The sequence below is a fragment of the Ancylobacter sp. 3268 genome (genome assembly GCF_031456575.1).
Taxonomy (GTDB): domain Bacteria; phylum Pseudomonadota; class Alphaproteobacteria; order Rhizobiales; family Xanthobacteraceae; genus Ancylobacter.
This window is the reverse complement of the sequence record NZ_JAVDUX010000004.1, coordinates 17,332-32,674: the sequence shown is the minus strand read 5'-3', so window position 1 is coordinate 32,674 and position 15,343 is coordinate 17,332. Positions and strand designations below refer to the sequence as shown.

Below are 15,343 nucleotides of genomic sequence, written 5' to 3'. Positions count from 1 at the left end.
TGCGCAAGCCGTTCCGAAGTCAACATCCTATCGGTGAATGATGTCTCAGGTCGATTCCTGTGACCGGACACTAATCGGTTCGGTAGTCGGTTCCAAGCCCTTTTTTGCTGGCGGGCGGCGATCTCACACCGGTGTGGTAACCAAGGCGCGGGCTATGCCGCCGAGATCGGTGCGCGCCGAACCATCGATACCAAGGCCGACCGCCCTGACCAGCCGGGTGACCTCCGCCTCCTGTCCCGCTCCCAGTTCGAGAATTGCCCGGCCTCCGGGCGATAATAGGGCGGGCAGATGACCGGCTATGGCGCGGTAGGCCGTCAGCCCGTCCACTCCGCCGTCCAGCGCCATATGGGGATCGTGAGCGCGCACTTCCACCTCCAGCCGGTCGATATCGGCGGTTTCGATGTAAGGCGGGTTGGAGATGACGAGGTCGAAGCGTCCGCCGAGCGCTGCGGCCCAGTCGCCGACGACCACGGCGGCACGCGTATAAAGACCGAGCGCGGCAAGATTGGCGCGTGCCTGCCGTGCGGCGCCTTCCGAACGATCGATCCCGATGCCGGTCGCATTCGGCCGCTCGGAGAGAAGAGCGGCGAGGATCGCGCCGCTGCCGGTGCCGAGGTCGAGCACCCGCAAGGGGCGCAGGCGTTCGGGAAAGGCGGCGAGCGCGGCTTCCACCAGCGTCTCGGTTTCCGGGCGCGGTACCAGCGTCTCGGCGGAGAGCGTGAAGTCGAGACTCCAGAACTCGCGCCGTCCGGTCAGTCGGGCCATGGGCTCGCCGGCGACGCGGCGATGGGCAAGGCTCCGCAGCCGCCGGGCGTCGGCATCCTCCACGGGAAAGTCGGCGCGAGCGATCATGTCGGCATCGCCGAGGGACAGGGCTTGCCGGATCAACAGTCGAGCTTCCCGCAGGGGCGATTCGACGCCGGCGGAGGCGAGGAGCCCGGCGATCTCGCTGGTCAGCGCAGCGCGGGAGACCGGCATCGGCCTAGTTCCAGCCGGCCGATTCAGCCTCGGCCAGCAGCGCCGCCTGATATTCGGTGACGAGCGCATCGACGAGGTCGCCGAGCGCATCGCCGGCGACGATCTCCGGCAGCTTGTACAGGGTGAGGCCGATGCGGTGATCGGTGACGCGCGCCTGCGGGAAATTATAGGTGCGGATGCGCTCGGAGCGGTCGCCTGAGCCGACCTGCAGCTTGCGCTCGCTGGCGCGGGCGCTGTCGCGCTTCTCACGCTCGGCCTCGTAGATGCGGGCGCGCAGCATGCCCATGGCACGGGCCTTGTTCTTGTGCTGCGAGCGCTCGTCCTGCACGGCCACCACGGTGCCGGTGGGGATATGGGTGATGCGCACCGCGCTCTCGGTCTTGTTGACGTGCTGGCCGCCGGCGCCGGAGGCGCGGAACACGTCGATGCGCAGGTCGCCCTCGTCGATGGCGATGTCGACCTCCTCGACCTCCGGCAGCACCGCCACCGTGGCGGCCGAGGTGTGGATGCGGCCCGAGCCCTCGGTGTCCGGCACGCGCTGCACGCGGTGGACGCCGGATTCGAATTTCAGCTTGGCATAGGCGCCGCGGCCATGGATGGCGGCGATGATTTCCTTGTAGCCCCCGGCCGCGCCCTCGCTCATCGACAGCACTTCGACCGACCAGCCGTTCAGCGAGGCGAACCGCTCATACATGCGGAACAGGTCGCCGGCGAACAGGGCCGCCTCGTCGCCGCCGGTGCCGGCGCGCACTTCGAGGATGACGCCGCGCTCATCCATGGCGTCCTTCGGCAGCAGGGCGAGCCGCACCTCATGGACGAGCGCTTCGGTCTTCTCCTCCAGCGAGGACACCTCCTCGGCGGCGAGGTCGGCCATCTCCCTGTCGCCGGCGGCATCCTCCGCGAGCAGCCGTGCCTCGGCGAGCTCGCGCTCGGCGGTGCGCAGCGCCTTCACCCGCTCGATCAGCGGCGAGAGGTCGGCGAATTCGCGCGAGAGGCGGACATAGGCCTCGGCATCCGGGTTCGCCGAGAGCGCGTGCTCGATCTCGGCGTGGCGGGCGAGAAGCTGATCGAGGCGGGCGTCGGGCAGGGCGGGGGTCACAGCGGCAGGCCGGTGGTTTCGGCGAAGGCCTTCAGATGCGGGCGCAGGCTGGGAATATAGGCCTCGCCGTTCAGCAGCGGCTTGACCAGGGCTGCGACGGCGCCGAGATCGAGATCGAGGAACATGGCCTTCACCGGGCCGTAGGAGGCCGGCGAAAGCGACAATTTGCGATAGCCGATGGCGGCGAGCGCCAGCGCCTCCAGCGGCCGCGAGGCGAGCTCGCCGCACAGGGTCACCTGCTTGCCGTGGCGTTCTGCGGCGTCGGCGATGGTCTTGAGCGCATTGAGCGCCGCCGGCGACAGCGGATCGAAGCGATCGGCCACCCGTGGATTGCCGCGGTCGGCGGCGAACAGGAACTGCACCAGATCGTTGGAGCCGACCGAGGCGAAATCGATGCGTTCGAACAGCGCGTCGAGCTGGAACAGCAGCGAGGGCACTTCCAGCATCACCCCCACCAGCACCCGGTCGGGCAGGCCGTGGCCGTGGCGGCGCAGATGGGTCAGCTCGCGCTCGACGATGTGGCGGGCCTTATCGAACTCATCCACCGCCGCCACCATGGGGAAGATCAGCCGCAGCTCGCGGCCATTGGCGGCGCGCAACAGGGCGCGCACCTGGCTGCGCAGCAGACCCGGCCGGTCGAGGCCGAGGCGGATGGCGCGCCAGCCCAGCGCCGGGTTCTCCTCCTCGATCGCCCGCATATAGGGCAGCACCTTGTCGCCGCCGATGTCGAGGGTACGGAACACCACCGGCCGGCTGTCGGCCGCATCCAGCACCGCGCGATAGAGCTTGAGCTGTTCATTGGTGCGCGGGAAGGCGGAGGCGATCATGAACTGCAGCTCGGTGCGGAACAACCCGATGCCCGAGGCGCCAGTCTCTTCGATGTGCGGCAGGTCAACGAGGAGGCCGGCATTCAGGTGCAGGTCGATGGTGACACCGTCCTTGGTAACGGTCGGCACGTCGCGCAGCGCGGCATATTGCTCCAGCCGCTTGGCGCGGAACCGGACCTTCTCGACATAGACGCCCTCGACATCGGTGGGCGGGCGCACATGCACCTCGCCGGACACGCCGTCGACGATGATCGGATCGCCGGCATCGACGAGGCCGACGATGTTCTCGATATGCCCGACCGCGGCAATATTGAGCGCCCGGGCGACGATGGTGAGGTGGCTGGTCGCCGCGCCTTCCTCCAGCACCAGGCCGCGGATGCGGGTGCGGTCGTAGTCGAGCAGCGCCGCCGGGCTCATATTGCGGGCGACGATGATCGCATTGTCGGGCAGCGCCATCTTCTCCGGGCCGCCGGAGCGGCCGGTGAGCTGGCGCAGCAGCCGGTTGGCGAGGTCGTCGAGATCGTGCATCCGCTCGCGCAGATACGGGTCGGTCATGCGCAGCATGCGCGCGCGGGTGTCCGACTGCACGCGCTCGACCGCGCCCTCGGCGGTGAGGCCGGTCATCACCGCCTCGCGCATGCGGTTGATCCACCCCCGGTCGTGGGCGAACATCCGGTAGGCTTCGAGGATCTCGCGGTGCTCGCCGACGCGGGCGACCCCCTCGTCTTCCAGCATGGTGTCGATGGAGGCGCGCAATGTCTCGACCGCGTGGTCGAGCCGGTCGAGTTCGCCCGGCACGTCGTCGGCGATGACCTTGGTCACCTCGATGCGCGGCTCGTGCAGCACCACATGGCCGAGGCCGATACCCTCGGAGAGCGCGCTGCCGGTGAGATGCAGCGGGCGGCGGGCGGCGGGCTCGGCACCGGGCAGGGCGAGGGCGGTCAGTTCGCCGGAGGCGATGATCTCGGCGAGCACCATGGCGGTGGTCTGCAGCGCCTCGATCTCTTCCTCGGTATAGGAGCGGTGAGCGCGGTTCTGCACCACCAGCACGCCGAGCGTGTTGCCGGCCCGCAGGATCGGCACGCCGAGGAAGGAATGGTAGATCTCCTCGCCCGTCTCCGGCCGATAGGAGAAGGCGGGATGCGCCTGGGCATTGGAGAGGCTGATCGGCTCGGCCTCGCGGGCCACCGTGCCGACGAGGCCCTCGTCGATGCGCATCACCGTCAGATGCACGGCGCTGCGATTGAGGCCCTCGGTGGCGTAGAGCTCCAGCGTGCCGTCGACGCGCAGCACATAGACCGAGCAGACCTCGGCCACCATGTTGGCCGCGATCAGCACGACGATCTTGTCGAGGCGGTCCTGCGCGCTGACCGGCTCCGCCATGACTTCGCGCAGGCGGCGCAGCAGCACGCGCGGACCGCCGAGGGCGCTACGCATCGGCCGTCCCTGGAAGCCGGGCAGAACCCGGATCTATCGAAGAATCGGCGCGGCCGGGGTCGCGCCGCCGAAATAATGCCGTCAGGCGTCGAGCCCGTATACCGAATGCAGCGTCCGCACCGCAAGTTCGGTATAAGCCGCATCGATCAGCACGGAGATCTTGATCTCGGAGGTGGAGATGGCGCGGATGTTGATGCCGCGCTCCGACAGCGCCTTGAAGGCGCGGGCGGCCACGCCGGCATGCGAGCGCATGCCGATGCCGATGATCGAGATCTTCACCACATCGGTGGCGCCCTCGATGGTCTCGAAGCCGATATCCGACTTCACCGCCGCCAGCGCCGCCTTGGCGCGCTCGAAATCGGCGGTCGGCACGGTGAAGGTGATGTCGGTGTGGCCTTCCGCCGAGATGTTCTGCACGATCATGTCGACGTTGATGTTGGCATCGGCCAGCGGCACGAAGACATTGGCGGCGATGCCCGGCTTGTCCGGCACGCGGCGGATGCTCACCTGGGCCTCGTCGCGCGCGAAGGCGATGCCGGTGACGACTTCACTCTCCACGATTTCCTCCTCGTCGCAGATCAGGGTGCCCGGCGGGTCGCCGGCGGTCTTGAGTTCCGGCGCGTCCGGGTCGGTGAAGCTGGAGCGCACGAAGGTGCGCACCTTGTGCACCATGGCCATCTCGACCGAGCGCACCTGCAGCACCTTGGCGCCTAGCGACGCCATCTCCAGCATCTCCTCGAAGGCGACCCTGTCGAGGCGCTTGGCCTTGGGGACGATGCGCGGATCGGTGGTGTAGACGCCGTCGACGTCAGTGTAGATGTCGCAGCGATCGGCCTTGATGGCGGCGGCCACCGCCACCGCGCTGGTGTCCGAGCCGCCGCGCCCCAGCGTGGTGATGCGCCCGGTCGGCTCGTGGATGCCCTGGAAGCCGGCGATCACCGCCACCTCGCGGCCGGCACCGAATCGGCGGACGATCTCGTCGCCGTTCACCGACAGGATTCGCGCCGAGCCATGGGCCTCGTCGGTGGAGATCGGCAGCTGCCAGCCCTGCCAGGAACGCGCGGGAATGCCCATGTCCCGCAGCGCGATGGCAAGAAGGCCCGACGTCACCTGCTCGCCCGAGGCGACGATGGCGTCATATTCGGGCGTATCGTACAGCACAGCCGTTTCGCGACACCAGGCGACTAGCTCGTTGGTCTTGCCGGACATGGCGGAAACCACCACGGCCACCTCGTGGCCGGCATCGATCTCGCGTTTGACGTGGCGGGCGACGTTCTTGATGCGCTCCACGTTCGCGACGGACGTGCCGCCGAACTTCATCACCAGACGTGCCATGGGAAGAAACCGTACCGCGTTGTTCTTATGTCGGGCGCAGGGGAGGGAGCCCCCGGCCGAAAAGGCGCGTATACATATCCACCTCGCGCCCCGCCCGCAACGGGCGCGCGTGGGTCGGCGGCGAGCTTGGAATTGTTCCCGGCTGCGCCCGTTTCCGACCGGTTGAGCCCGATTGACCCGAGAGCGCCTGATGTCCGAGACCACCGCCACCGCCACCACCGTCGATCCTCGCGAAGTGGAGCGCTTCGCCGCTCTCGCTGCCGAATGGTGGAATCCGCGCGGCAAGATGGGGGTTCTCCACAAGTTCAATCCGGTGCGGCTTGCCTATCTGCGCGAGAAGATCGTCGCCCATTTCAACCGCGATCCGCGCGCCATGCGCCCTCTGGAGGGGCTGCGCCTGCTCGATATCGGCTGCGGCGGGGGTCTGCTGTGCGAGCCGCTGGCGCGGATGGGCGCCAGCGTGGTCGGCATCGACCCGGCCGAGAAGAACGTCCGCGTCGCCGCGCTGCACGCCGAGCAGAGCGGCGCGCCGGTCGAGTACCGCGCCGCCACCGCCGAGGCGCTGGCCGAGGCGGGCGAGCGCTTCGACGTCGTGCTGGCGATGGAGGTCGTCGAGCATGTCGCCGATGTCGGGCTGTTCGTGAACAGCGCGGCGGAAATGGTGAAGCCGGGCGGGCTGATGTGTGCCGCGACGCTGAACCGCACCGGCCGCTCATTCGCCCTCGCCATCGTCGGCGCCGAATATGTCCTCGGCTGGCTGCCGCGGGGCACGCATGACTGGAAGCGCTTCGTCACCCCCGAGGAACTGGCGGCGGCGATGACCGCCGGGGGGCTCGCGGTGTCCGACCGCGAGGGCGTGGTGTTCAACCCGCTGCTGAACGAGTGGCGGCGCTCGCGCGATCTCGGCGTCAACTACATGATGCTGGCCGAGCGGCCAGCCTGAGCTGCAGCGCGGCCGGCCGTCCACTCCGGCCCGGCCCCATGCCACGGGACGGCAGAGGCGTGCCCCTCGTTAGATGAAACGGTTCTCGGGCCGGATCGCCGCCGCGAAGCGCTCCGATTCGGTTTTGGCACGCGGGTGCGGCAGCTCGTGCAGAGGCACGTCGAAGGTGCGGGCCGCCGCTCGCGAGGATCGGCATGGGGCTTCCGGCGGCCGCCCGCGCGGCCTTTGCGGCGGAAGGGTGCGAGGTCGGCATGTCTTCCCCATGGTAATATGGAACTGTGACAAGGGTGGCGACTTGATGGGCATCTCCACCGGGATCCCGCCCATGGCCGTCGCTTCCTCCCACGTCGCGCTCGCCTCCCTCAACCTGTTCCTGTCCGATGTCCGCGACGGCCTCGGCCCGTTTCTCGGTGTGTTCCTGCAGCAGAAGCAGTGGACGCCGGGCGAGATCGGCATCGTCATGACGATTGGCGGCCTCGCCGGCATGGTCGCCACCATCCCGATGGGCGCACTGGTCGATTCGAGCCGCGCCAAACGGGCGATCGTGGTGATCGGCTCGGCGGTGGTGATCGCCGCCTCGATGGCCATCCTGCTGGCGCCGAGCTTCGGCGTGGTGGCGGTGGCGCAGATGGTCAACGGCATCGCCGCCGCGGCGCTGGCGCCCGCCGTCGCCGGCATCACCCTCGGCCTCGTCGGCGCCGGCGGCTTCGACCGCCAGCTCGGCCGCAACGAAGCGTTCAATCATGCCGGCAACATCCTCGCCGCCGTGCTGGCCGGCGTGTTCGGCTGGTGGCTCGGCCTGCCGGCGGTGTTCGCGCTGATGGCGGCGATGGCGGTCGGCTCGGTGCTCTCGGTGCTGGCGATCCGGCCGGGCGACATCGACCACGACGCCGCGCGGGGGCTGGCGCCGACCGGCGGCGGCGATGAGCAAGCCGAAGGCTGGCGCTCGCTGCTCTCCGACCGGCGGCTGCTGGTGGTGGCGCTCACCCTAGCCCTCTTTCATCTCGGCAACGCCGCCATGCTGCCTTTGCTGGGCCAGGCGATGGTCGCCAATGGCGAGGGCGATCCCTCGGCGCTCACCGCGCTCACCGTGGTGGTGGCGCAGGCGACGATGATCCCGATGGCGCTGCTCGCCGCCCGGCTCGCCGGAACGCAGGGCTACCGTACCGTGCTGATCCTCGCGCTGCTCGCCCTGCCGCTGCGCGGGGCGATCGCCGCCGCCTCGGCCCATTGGGACATCCCGTTCGGGCTCTATCCGGTGCAGATCCTCGACGGCGTCGGCGCCGGGCTTCTGGGCGTCGCCACGCCGGGCATCGTCGCCCGCATCCTCAAGGGCACGGGCCGCTTCAATGTCGGGCTCGGCGTGGTGATGACGGCGCAGGGCATCGGCGCCTCGCTCTCGACCACACTTGGCGGCGGCGTCGCGCAATATGCCGGCTATCCCGCCGCCTTCCTGGTACTGGGCGGGGTGGCGGTGGTGGCGGCCTGCGCCTATCTCCTCGGCGGTGCGCCGGGCAACGAGACGCCGGGCGCCCGCCCCGTCGAGACGCTCCGCGGAAAATACGCCGCCTGATCTCGTCCGGCCCCTTCCGTTGCTCATCTGCCACACTACATGAGAGCAGACGGGCCGCCTGATCGGGGTCCGCCGCGGCGGCCGGGATACGGGCGCCGCCGTCCCGCATGAGCCGTTCGTGCTTCCGAGCGAGGCGAACGGGGGGCCAGGAGGCAACGACCTATGAATTTCGAGATCTACACCGAGCGCGCGCGCGGCTTCATCCAGTCCGCCCAGTCGCTCGCCCTGCGCGAGGGGCACCAGCAGTTCACGCCCGAGCACCTTCTCAAAGTGCTGCTCGACGACCCGGAAGGCCTGTGCGCGGGCCTGATCCAGCGCGCCGGCGGCGATGCGCGCATCGTGCTCGCCGATACCGAAGCGGCGCTCGCCAAGCTGCCCAAGGTGCAGGGCTCGGGCGCCGGCCAGGTCTATCTGGCACCGGCGACCGCTCGGGTGTTCGACGCCGCCGAGAAGGCGGCGAAGAAGGCCGGCGACGGCTATGTCACCGTCGAGCGGCTGCTGCTGGCGCTGGCGCTGGAGAAGGACAGCGAGGCCGGCAAGATCCTCAACAAGTCCGGCGCTTCGCCGCAGAAGATCAACGCCGCCATCGAGGCGCTCCGCAAGGGCCGTACCGCCGACAGCGCCACGGCGGAGAACGCCTATGACGCGCTGAAGAAATTTGCCCGCGACCTCACCAAGGAGGCCCGCGAGGGCAAGCTCGACCCGGTGATCGGCCGCGACGAGGAGATCCGCCGCACCATCCAGGTGCTGTCGCGGCGCACCAAGAACAACCCCGTCCTCATCGGCGAGCCAGGCGTCGGCAAGACCGCCATCGTCGAGGGGTTGGCCCTGCGCATCGTCGACGGCGATGTGCCGGAGAGCCTGAAGGACAAGAGCCTGCTCGCGCTCGACATGGGCGCGCTGATCGCCGGCGCGAAATATCGCGGCGAGTTCGAGGAGCGGCTGAAGGCGGTGCTCTCCGAGGTCGAGGCGGCCGAGGGCGGCATCATCCTGTTCATCGACGAGATGCACACGCTGGTCGGCGCCGGCAAGGCGGACGGGGCGATGGACGCCTCCAACCTGCTCAAGCCGGCGCTGGCGCGCGGCGAGCTGCATTGCGTCGGCGCCACCACGCTCGACGAGTACAGGAAGCATGTCGAGAAGGACCCGGCGCTCGCCCGCCGCTTCCAGCCGGTCTTCGTCTCCGAGCCGACGGTGGAGGACACCGTCTCCATCCTGCGCGGCATCAAGGAGAAATACGAGCTGCACCACGGCGTGCGCATCACCGACTCGGCGCTCGTCGCGGCGGCGACCCTGTCCAACCGCTACATCACCGACCGCTTCCTGCCCGACAAGGCGATCGACCTGATCGACGAGGCCGGCTCGCGGCTGCGCATGCAGGTCGATTCCAAGCCGGAGGAGCTCGACAACATCGACCGCGAGATCGTGCGCCTGCGCATCGAGCAGGAGGCGCTGAAGAAGGAGAGCGACGTCGGCTCCAAGGATCGGCTGAAGAAGCTGGAGAAGGAGCTTGCCGACCTCGAGGAGCAGTCCTCGTCGATCACCTCGCGCTGGAAGGCGGAGAAGGACAAGCTCGGCGACGCCCAGAAGCTCAAGAGCGACCTCGAGAAGGCGCGCGCCGACCTCGCCATCGCCCAGCGCAACGGCGAGTACCAGAAGGCCGGCGAGCTCGCCTACGGCACCATCCCGGCGCTGGAGAAGAAGCTCGCCGAGATCGAGACCAAGGATCTCGCCGCCGAGGTGAAGGCCGGCGCCATGGTGGAGGAGGCGGTGACGCCCGATCACATCGCCGGCGTGGTCTCGCGCTGGACCGGCGTGCCGGTCGACAAGATGCTGGAAGGCGAGAAGGAGAAGCTCCTTCGCATGGAGGAGGAACTCGGCAAGCGCGTCATCGGCCAGAAGGAGGCGGTGGAAGCCGTCTCGACGGCGGTGCGCCGTGCCCGTGCCGGCCTGCAGGACCCGAACCGGCCGATCGGCTCGTTCATGTTCCTCGGCCCCACCGGCGTCGGCAAGACCGAGCTGACCAAGGCGCTGGCGGCGTTCCTGTTCGACGACGACACCGCGCTCGTGCGCATCGACATGTCCGAGTACATGGAGAAGCACGCGGTGGCCCGGCTGATCGGCGCGCCTCCCGGCTATGTCGGCTATGAGGAGGGCGGCGCGCTCACCGAGGCGGTGCGGCGCCGGCCCTATCAGGTGGTGCTGTTCGACGAGGTCGAGAAGGCGCATCCGGACGTGTTCAACATCCTGTTGCAGGTGCTGGACGACGGCCGCCTGACCGATGGGCAGGGCCGCACGGTCGACTTCCGCAACACGCTGATCATCATGACCTCGAACCTCGGTTCGGAGTTCCTGGTGAACCAGCCGGATGGGCAGGACACCGAGGCGGTGCGCGACGAGGTGATGGCGGTGGTGCGCGCACACTTCCGGCCGGAATTCCTCAACCGCGTCGACGAGATCGTGCTGTTCCACCGGCTGCGGCGCGAGCAGATGGGCGCCATCGTCGATATCCAGGCGAAGCGGCTGCAGAAGCTGCTCGACGAGCGCAAGATCGTGCTGGAGATCACGCCCGAGGCGCGGGACTTCCTCGCCGAGAAGGGCTACGACCCGGCCTATGGCGCGCGTCCGCTGAAGCGGGTCATGCAGAAGCTGCTGCAGGATCCGCTCGCCGGCCGCATCCTTGCCGGCACGGTGAAGGACGGCGATGTGGTGAAGGTCGAGCGCGGCGCGGGCGAATTGCTGTTCGACACTCGCCCCTCGGTGGAGGAGGCCGCCTGAGCGGCCTTCACCAGCGGATGCTTCAATGCGGCGCGACCCGGAAGCGGGCCGCGCCGTTCTGCTTTCGGCCGGGCGCATTGCCGGGCGGCGCCGCGCCTTCCGTCATGATCACCCGCCGAACCCCCTCGGCTGCGTCCGGGCGGCCGCCTTGCGGCCGGCTTTCCCCCGCGCCACACTCCTGCGCCCGACTTTGGTGCCCTTCTGGAGCGACCCATGCTGATCGGCTTCAACCTGTTCGTCGTCGTGCTTCTGGTGCTGGCGATCGCCACCATCCTCGCCGGCGTGAAGACCGTTCCGCAGGGCTACCAATACACGGTGGAGCGATTCGGCCGCTACACACGCAGTCTTACGCCGGGCCTCAACATCATCATCCCGTTCATCGACCGCATCGGCAACCGGGTGAACATGATGGAGCAGGTGCTCGACGTGCCGACGCAGGAGGTGATCACCAAGGACAACGCCACGGTGGCGGTGGACGGGGTGGCCTTCTTCCAGGTGTTCGATGCGCCGCGTGCCAGCTATGAGGTCTCCCGGCTCGATCTGGCCATCCTCGCGCTGACCACCACCAATATCCGCACGGTGATGGGCGCGATGGACCTCGACCAGCTGCTCTCGCATCGCGACGAGATCAATGAGCGCCTGCTCAAGGTGGTCGACGCCGCCGCCTCGCCCTGGGGCGTGAAGATCACCCGCATCGAGATCAAGGACATCGTGCCTCCCGCCGACCTCGTCTCCGCCATGGGGCGGCAGATGAAGGCCGAGCGCGAGAAGCGCGCCGTGGTGCTGGAGGCGGAGGGCCAGCGCCAGTCGGAGATTTTGCGCGCGGAAGGCGAGAAACAGGGCCAGATCCTCCAGGCCGAGGGACGGCGCGAGGCCGCCTTCCGCGACGCCGAGGCGCGCGAGCGGCTCGCCGAGGCCGACGCCAAGGCGACGCAGATGCTGTCCGCTGCTGTCGCGTCCGGCGACCCAGCGGCGCTGAACTACTACATCGCCGAGAAATACGTGAAGGCGCTGGAGGCGATGGCCACCGCGCCGAACCAGAAGACGCTGATCCTGCCCTATGAGGCGACGGCGATCCTCGGCTCGCTCGCCGGCATCGCCGAGATCGCCCGCGGTGCGTTCGGCGAGGCGGGCGCGGCGCGAGGCCCGGCACGCCCGCGGCCGACGGGACCGGCGACGGGCTCGTCTTCCACGGGCACGTCTTCCGGCGGCCATGACGGCTTCGGAATCTGACCGGCGGGCGAGGTGGAGGCGGCGATGGCAGGGCTGGTGGAGATCGGGCGCGAGATCGGCAACTGGATCTGGTTCATCCTCGCCGGCCTGTTGCTGCTGGGCGAACTGCTGCTGCCGGGCGCTCAGCTGATTTGGCTCGGGGTCGCGGCGCTGGCGACCGGGCTCGTCGTGCCGCTGCTCGATATCGGCTGGCAGGGGCAACTGGTGCTTTATGCCGTGCTGGCCTTCGTCACCTTGCTGCTCGGCCGCCGGATGTTCCCGCGCGGGCCGAAGATGAGCGACCGGCCATTCCTCAACCGCCGCGGCGAGGCATTGATCGGCCGCGCCTTCGTGCTGCGGGAGCCCATCGCCGGCGGCATCGGCCAGGTGAGGGTGGACGATACCGTCTGGCGGGTGATGGGGGAGGACTGCCCGGCGGGGGCGCGGGTGGTGGTCACCGGCATCGACGGCGCGACGCTCACGGTGCGGCCCGAGGGGACGGCGGCCTGAGCCGCGCTCCCTCGGGTAAGAGCGGGGAACCGCCTCAGTCGTTGCTGGCGAGCAGGGCGTCGAGCTCGGGGCGGAACGTCTCGGCAATGTCCGGCCGCGCCAGCGCATAGGCGACGTTGGCCATCAGGAAGCCCAGCTTCGAGCCGCAATCATAGATCGAGCCGTCGAAGGTGACGCTGTAGAAGTCCTGCTTCTTGGCCAACTTCAGCATCGAATCGGTCAGCTGGATCTCGCCGCCGGCGCCGCGCTCCTGGGTCTCCAGCAGGTCGAAGATCTCCGGCTGCAGGATGTAGCGGCCGGAAATGGCGAGGTTGGAGGGGGCGACCTCCTTCTTCGGCTTCTCGACCATCTTGGCGATGCGGTGCACGCGGTCGGCGATGTTGTCGCCGAGGCCGACGATGCCGTACTGGTCGGTCTGGTCCATCGGCACTTCATAGACGGCGATGTGGTTGCCGCCGCCCGCCTTGTCATAGGCGTCCACCATCTGGGCGAGGCAGCTCTTGCCGTTGCGCGGCTTGTGCAGCATGTCCGGCAGCAGCAGCGCGAAGGGCTCGTTGCCGATGATGTCGCGCGCGCACCACACAGCATGGCCGAGGCCGAGCGGCAGCTGCTGGCGGGTGAAGCTGGTCTTGCCGGGGCCCAGGGTCTCGGCCCGCAGTGTGTCGAGCAATTGATGCTTGCCGCGCTCGGACAGCGTGGCCTCGAGCTCGTACTGCCGATCGAAATGGTCCTCGATCACGCCCTTGTTGCGGCCGGTGACGAAAACGATGTGTTCGATGCCGGCCGCGCGGGCCTCGTCGACGACGTGCTGTACCACCGGGCGGTCGACCACGGTCAGCATCTCTTTGGGAACCGCCTTGGTGGCGGGCAGGAAGCGTGTGCCGAGACCGGCAACGGGAAGGATCGCCTTGCGAATATGTGTCATCTGCAACTAGGTCCGTTCTTGAAATGAGCGGGTCGAGCCGGATCGGTCTAGGTGGGGGCGTATGAACCTCAACTTAACGTGTGAAGCGCGCCAATCACAAAAATCATGTGACAGGCCGCAGCTTCTCCACTCAGCATGGCCGCGGCAGTCGGTCGCATGGAGGTAATATAAAGCTCCTTACGCTGCGAAATCGGAAAAACCGACCTCCCGTTAAGTCCGCGTAAAACATGCCGAGCCCCTAATCGGCCAGGACTGCGTATCAGAGGTCTCAACATGCGTACAGGGTCGGTTTCCGGCAGCCGCTTATCGGGTGGCATGGCCGCCGTTGTCCTCGCGATCGGGCTCGGGGGCTGCGCGTTCTCGGACGATGTGACCGGCACCGTCGCCAAGGCCGGGCCGCCGCCCATGCCGGCGCGGGCGGCACCGCCGCCGCCGCGCGTCGCCTCGGGGCCGGCGCCGGCGGCCGGCTCGTCGCATCCCGACATGCAGCCCGCCGCCCTGCGCGCGGCGGAGGCGAACTTCAGCCGCTGCATCGCGGCGCTGGAGCCGAAGGCCCGCCAGGCCGGGGTTTCCGCCGCCGGCTTCCGCCGGCTCACCGCCGGGCTGACCCCCGACATGTCGATCATGAAGAAGCTGGAGACCCAGCCGGAATTCTCCCGCACGCCCGGCCAATATGTCGAGATGCTGGTTTCCGAGACCCGCATCCAGAAGGGCCGCCAGGCGATGGCCGAGAACGCCGCCGTCTTCCAGGCCGTCGAGCGCACCTACGGCGTCGATCCCTATGTAGTGGCGGCGATCTGGGGCATCGAGACCAATTATGGCGGCGCCCGCGGTTCCTATCCGGTGATCCAGGCCACCGCCACGCTTGCCTGCGTCGGCCGACGCCAGCCCTATTTCCGCGACGAGTTCGTCGCCGCCCTGCGCATCGTCGATCGCGGCGACATACCCGAGAGCCACCTGAAGGGTTCCTGGGCCGGTGCCTTCGGCCTTACCCAGTTCATGCCGACCGCCTTCCAGCGCGACGCCGTCGATTTCGACGGCGACGGCCATCGCAATGTCGTCGATTCCGTCGCCGACGCCATGGGCTCGACGGCCAACAAGCTGAAGCGCGGCGGCTGGAAGCCGGGCACAAGCTGGGGCTACGAGGTCATCACCCCGCGCGGCTTCGATTATCTCCTCGCCGACAAGAGCATCCGCAAGCCGCTGCGCGAGTGGGCGGCGCTCGGCGTGACCCGGATCGGCGGGCGTGGCTATCCCAATGGCGAGGCGACCGCCTATCTGCTGCTGCCCTCCGGCGCCAACGGTCCGGCCTTCCTGATGACCGACAATTTCCGCGCCATCCTTTCCTACAATCCGGCCGATGCCTATGCGCTCGCCATCGGCCATCTCGCCGATCGAATCCGGGGTGGCGGGCCGTTCGTTACGCCGTGGCCGGAAGACACGCGCATGCTGTCGCGCGCCGAGCGTTCGGAACTGCAGCAGCGCCTCGCCCGGCGCGGCTTCGATCCGGGGCCGGCCGACGGCACCATGGGCCAGCAGACCCGCATCGCCGTGCGCGAGTTCCAGGTCAGCGTCGGCATGCTGCCGGATGGACATGCCACCGGCGAGGTGCTGGACCGGCTGCGCTAGCGCACCCGCTGCCGCTCGCGGTGGCGAACCGTTGCGATCCGTCGTCTTCCGCGTCTCCCATGTCGGGCGGCTTTGCCCGGTGTGGGGCGGTTCCGGC

Annotated in this window: 11 protein-coding genes; 6 read left to right on the top strand and 5 right to left on the bottom strand. The window is 68.8% G+C overall.

Annotated features, from left to right (window positions below; genetic code table 11):
• Window positions 1-123: 123 nt before the first annotated feature.
• From prmC to J2X65_RS06395, 4 genes are all read right to left on the bottom strand, one after another.
• Window positions 124-978, bottom strand: coding sequence for a peptide chain release factor N(5)-glutamine methyltransferase (gene prmC, locus J2X65_RS06410; protein WP_310199455.1), 855 nt, complete (start codon window positions 976-978; stop codon window positions 124-126).
• A 4-nt stretch (window positions 979-982) separates the two neighbouring features.
• The gene (prfA, locus tag J2X65_RS06405) at window positions 983-2,077 is read right to left on the bottom strand and encodes a peptide chain release factor 1 (RefSeq protein WP_310199452.1); all 1,095 of its coding nucleotides are present in this window, start codon (window positions 2,075-2,077) and stop codon (window positions 983-985) included.
• Window positions 2,074-4,341 (bottom strand): phosphoenolpyruvate--protein phosphotransferase, encoded by a 2,268-nt coding sequence (ptsP, locus tag J2X65_RS06400; protein ID WP_310199450.1) that lies wholly within the window; start codon window positions 4,339-4,341, stop codon window positions 2,074-2,076. The genes prfA and ptsP overlap by 4 nt, the downstream gene beginning before the upstream one ends.
• Window positions 4,342-4,422: 81 nt before the next feature.
• Complete coding sequence (locus J2X65_RS06395) at window positions 4,423-5,676, bottom strand: aspartate kinase (RefSeq protein WP_310199448.1); 1,254 nt, start codon at window positions 5,674-5,676, stop codon at window positions 4,423-4,425.
• A 190-nt stretch (window positions 5,677-5,866) separates the two neighbouring features.
• Here J2X65_RS06395 and ubiG point away from each other — a divergent pair, with 190 nt between their 5' ends.
• The 5 genes from ubiG (at window position 5,867) to J2X65_RS06370 (ending at window position 12,692) form a co-directional block, all read left to right on the top strand.
• The gene (gene ubiG, locus J2X65_RS06390; RefSeq protein WP_310199446.1) at window positions 5,867-6,619 is read left to right on the top strand and encodes a bifunctional 2-polyprenyl-6-hydroxyphenol methylase/3-demethylubiquinol 3-O-methyltransferase UbiG; all 753 of its coding nucleotides are present in this window, start codon (window positions 5,867-5,869) and stop codon (window positions 6,617-6,619) included.
• Window positions 6,620-6,944: 325 nt separating this feature from the next.
• A complete protein-coding gene (locus tag J2X65_RS06385) occupies window positions 6,945-8,192 on the top strand; it encodes an MFS transporter (protein ID WP_310199444.1) in 1,248 nt (415 codons plus the stop codon).
• Window positions 8,193-8,354: 162 nt separating this feature from the next.
• Entirely contained in the window at window positions 8,355-10,970 is a 2,616-nt protein-coding gene (clpB, locus tag J2X65_RS06380; protein ID WP_310199443.1) for an ATP-dependent chaperone ClpB, read from the top strand.
• A gap of 216 nt (window positions 10,971-11,186) precedes the next feature.
• Complete coding sequence (locus J2X65_RS06375; protein ID WP_310200059.1) at window positions 11,187-12,203, top strand: SPFH domain-containing protein; 1,017 nt, start codon at window positions 11,187-11,189, stop codon at window positions 12,201-12,203.
• A gap of 24 nt (window positions 12,204-12,227) precedes the next feature.
• A complete protein-coding gene (locus J2X65_RS06370) occupies window positions 12,228-12,692 on the top strand; it encodes an NfeD family protein (RefSeq protein WP_310199441.1) in 465 nt (154 codons plus the stop codon).
• 34 nt (window positions 12,693-12,726) lie between these two features.
• Here the strand turns inward: J2X65_RS06370 and galU are convergent, their stop codons facing one another.
• Entirely contained in the window at window positions 12,727-13,617 is an 891-nt protein-coding gene (galU, locus tag J2X65_RS06365; protein ID WP_310199439.1) for a UTP--glucose-1-phosphate uridylyltransferase GalU, read from the bottom strand.
• A 315-nt stretch (window positions 13,618-13,932) separates the two neighbouring features.
• Here galU and J2X65_RS06360 point away from each other — a divergent pair, with 315 nt between their 5' ends.
• Window positions 13,933-15,246, top strand: coding sequence for a lytic murein transglycosylase (locus J2X65_RS06360; RefSeq protein ID WP_310199437.1), 1,314 nt, complete (start codon window positions 13,933-13,935; stop codon window positions 15,244-15,246).
• Window positions 15,247-15,343 lie beyond the last annotated feature (97 nt).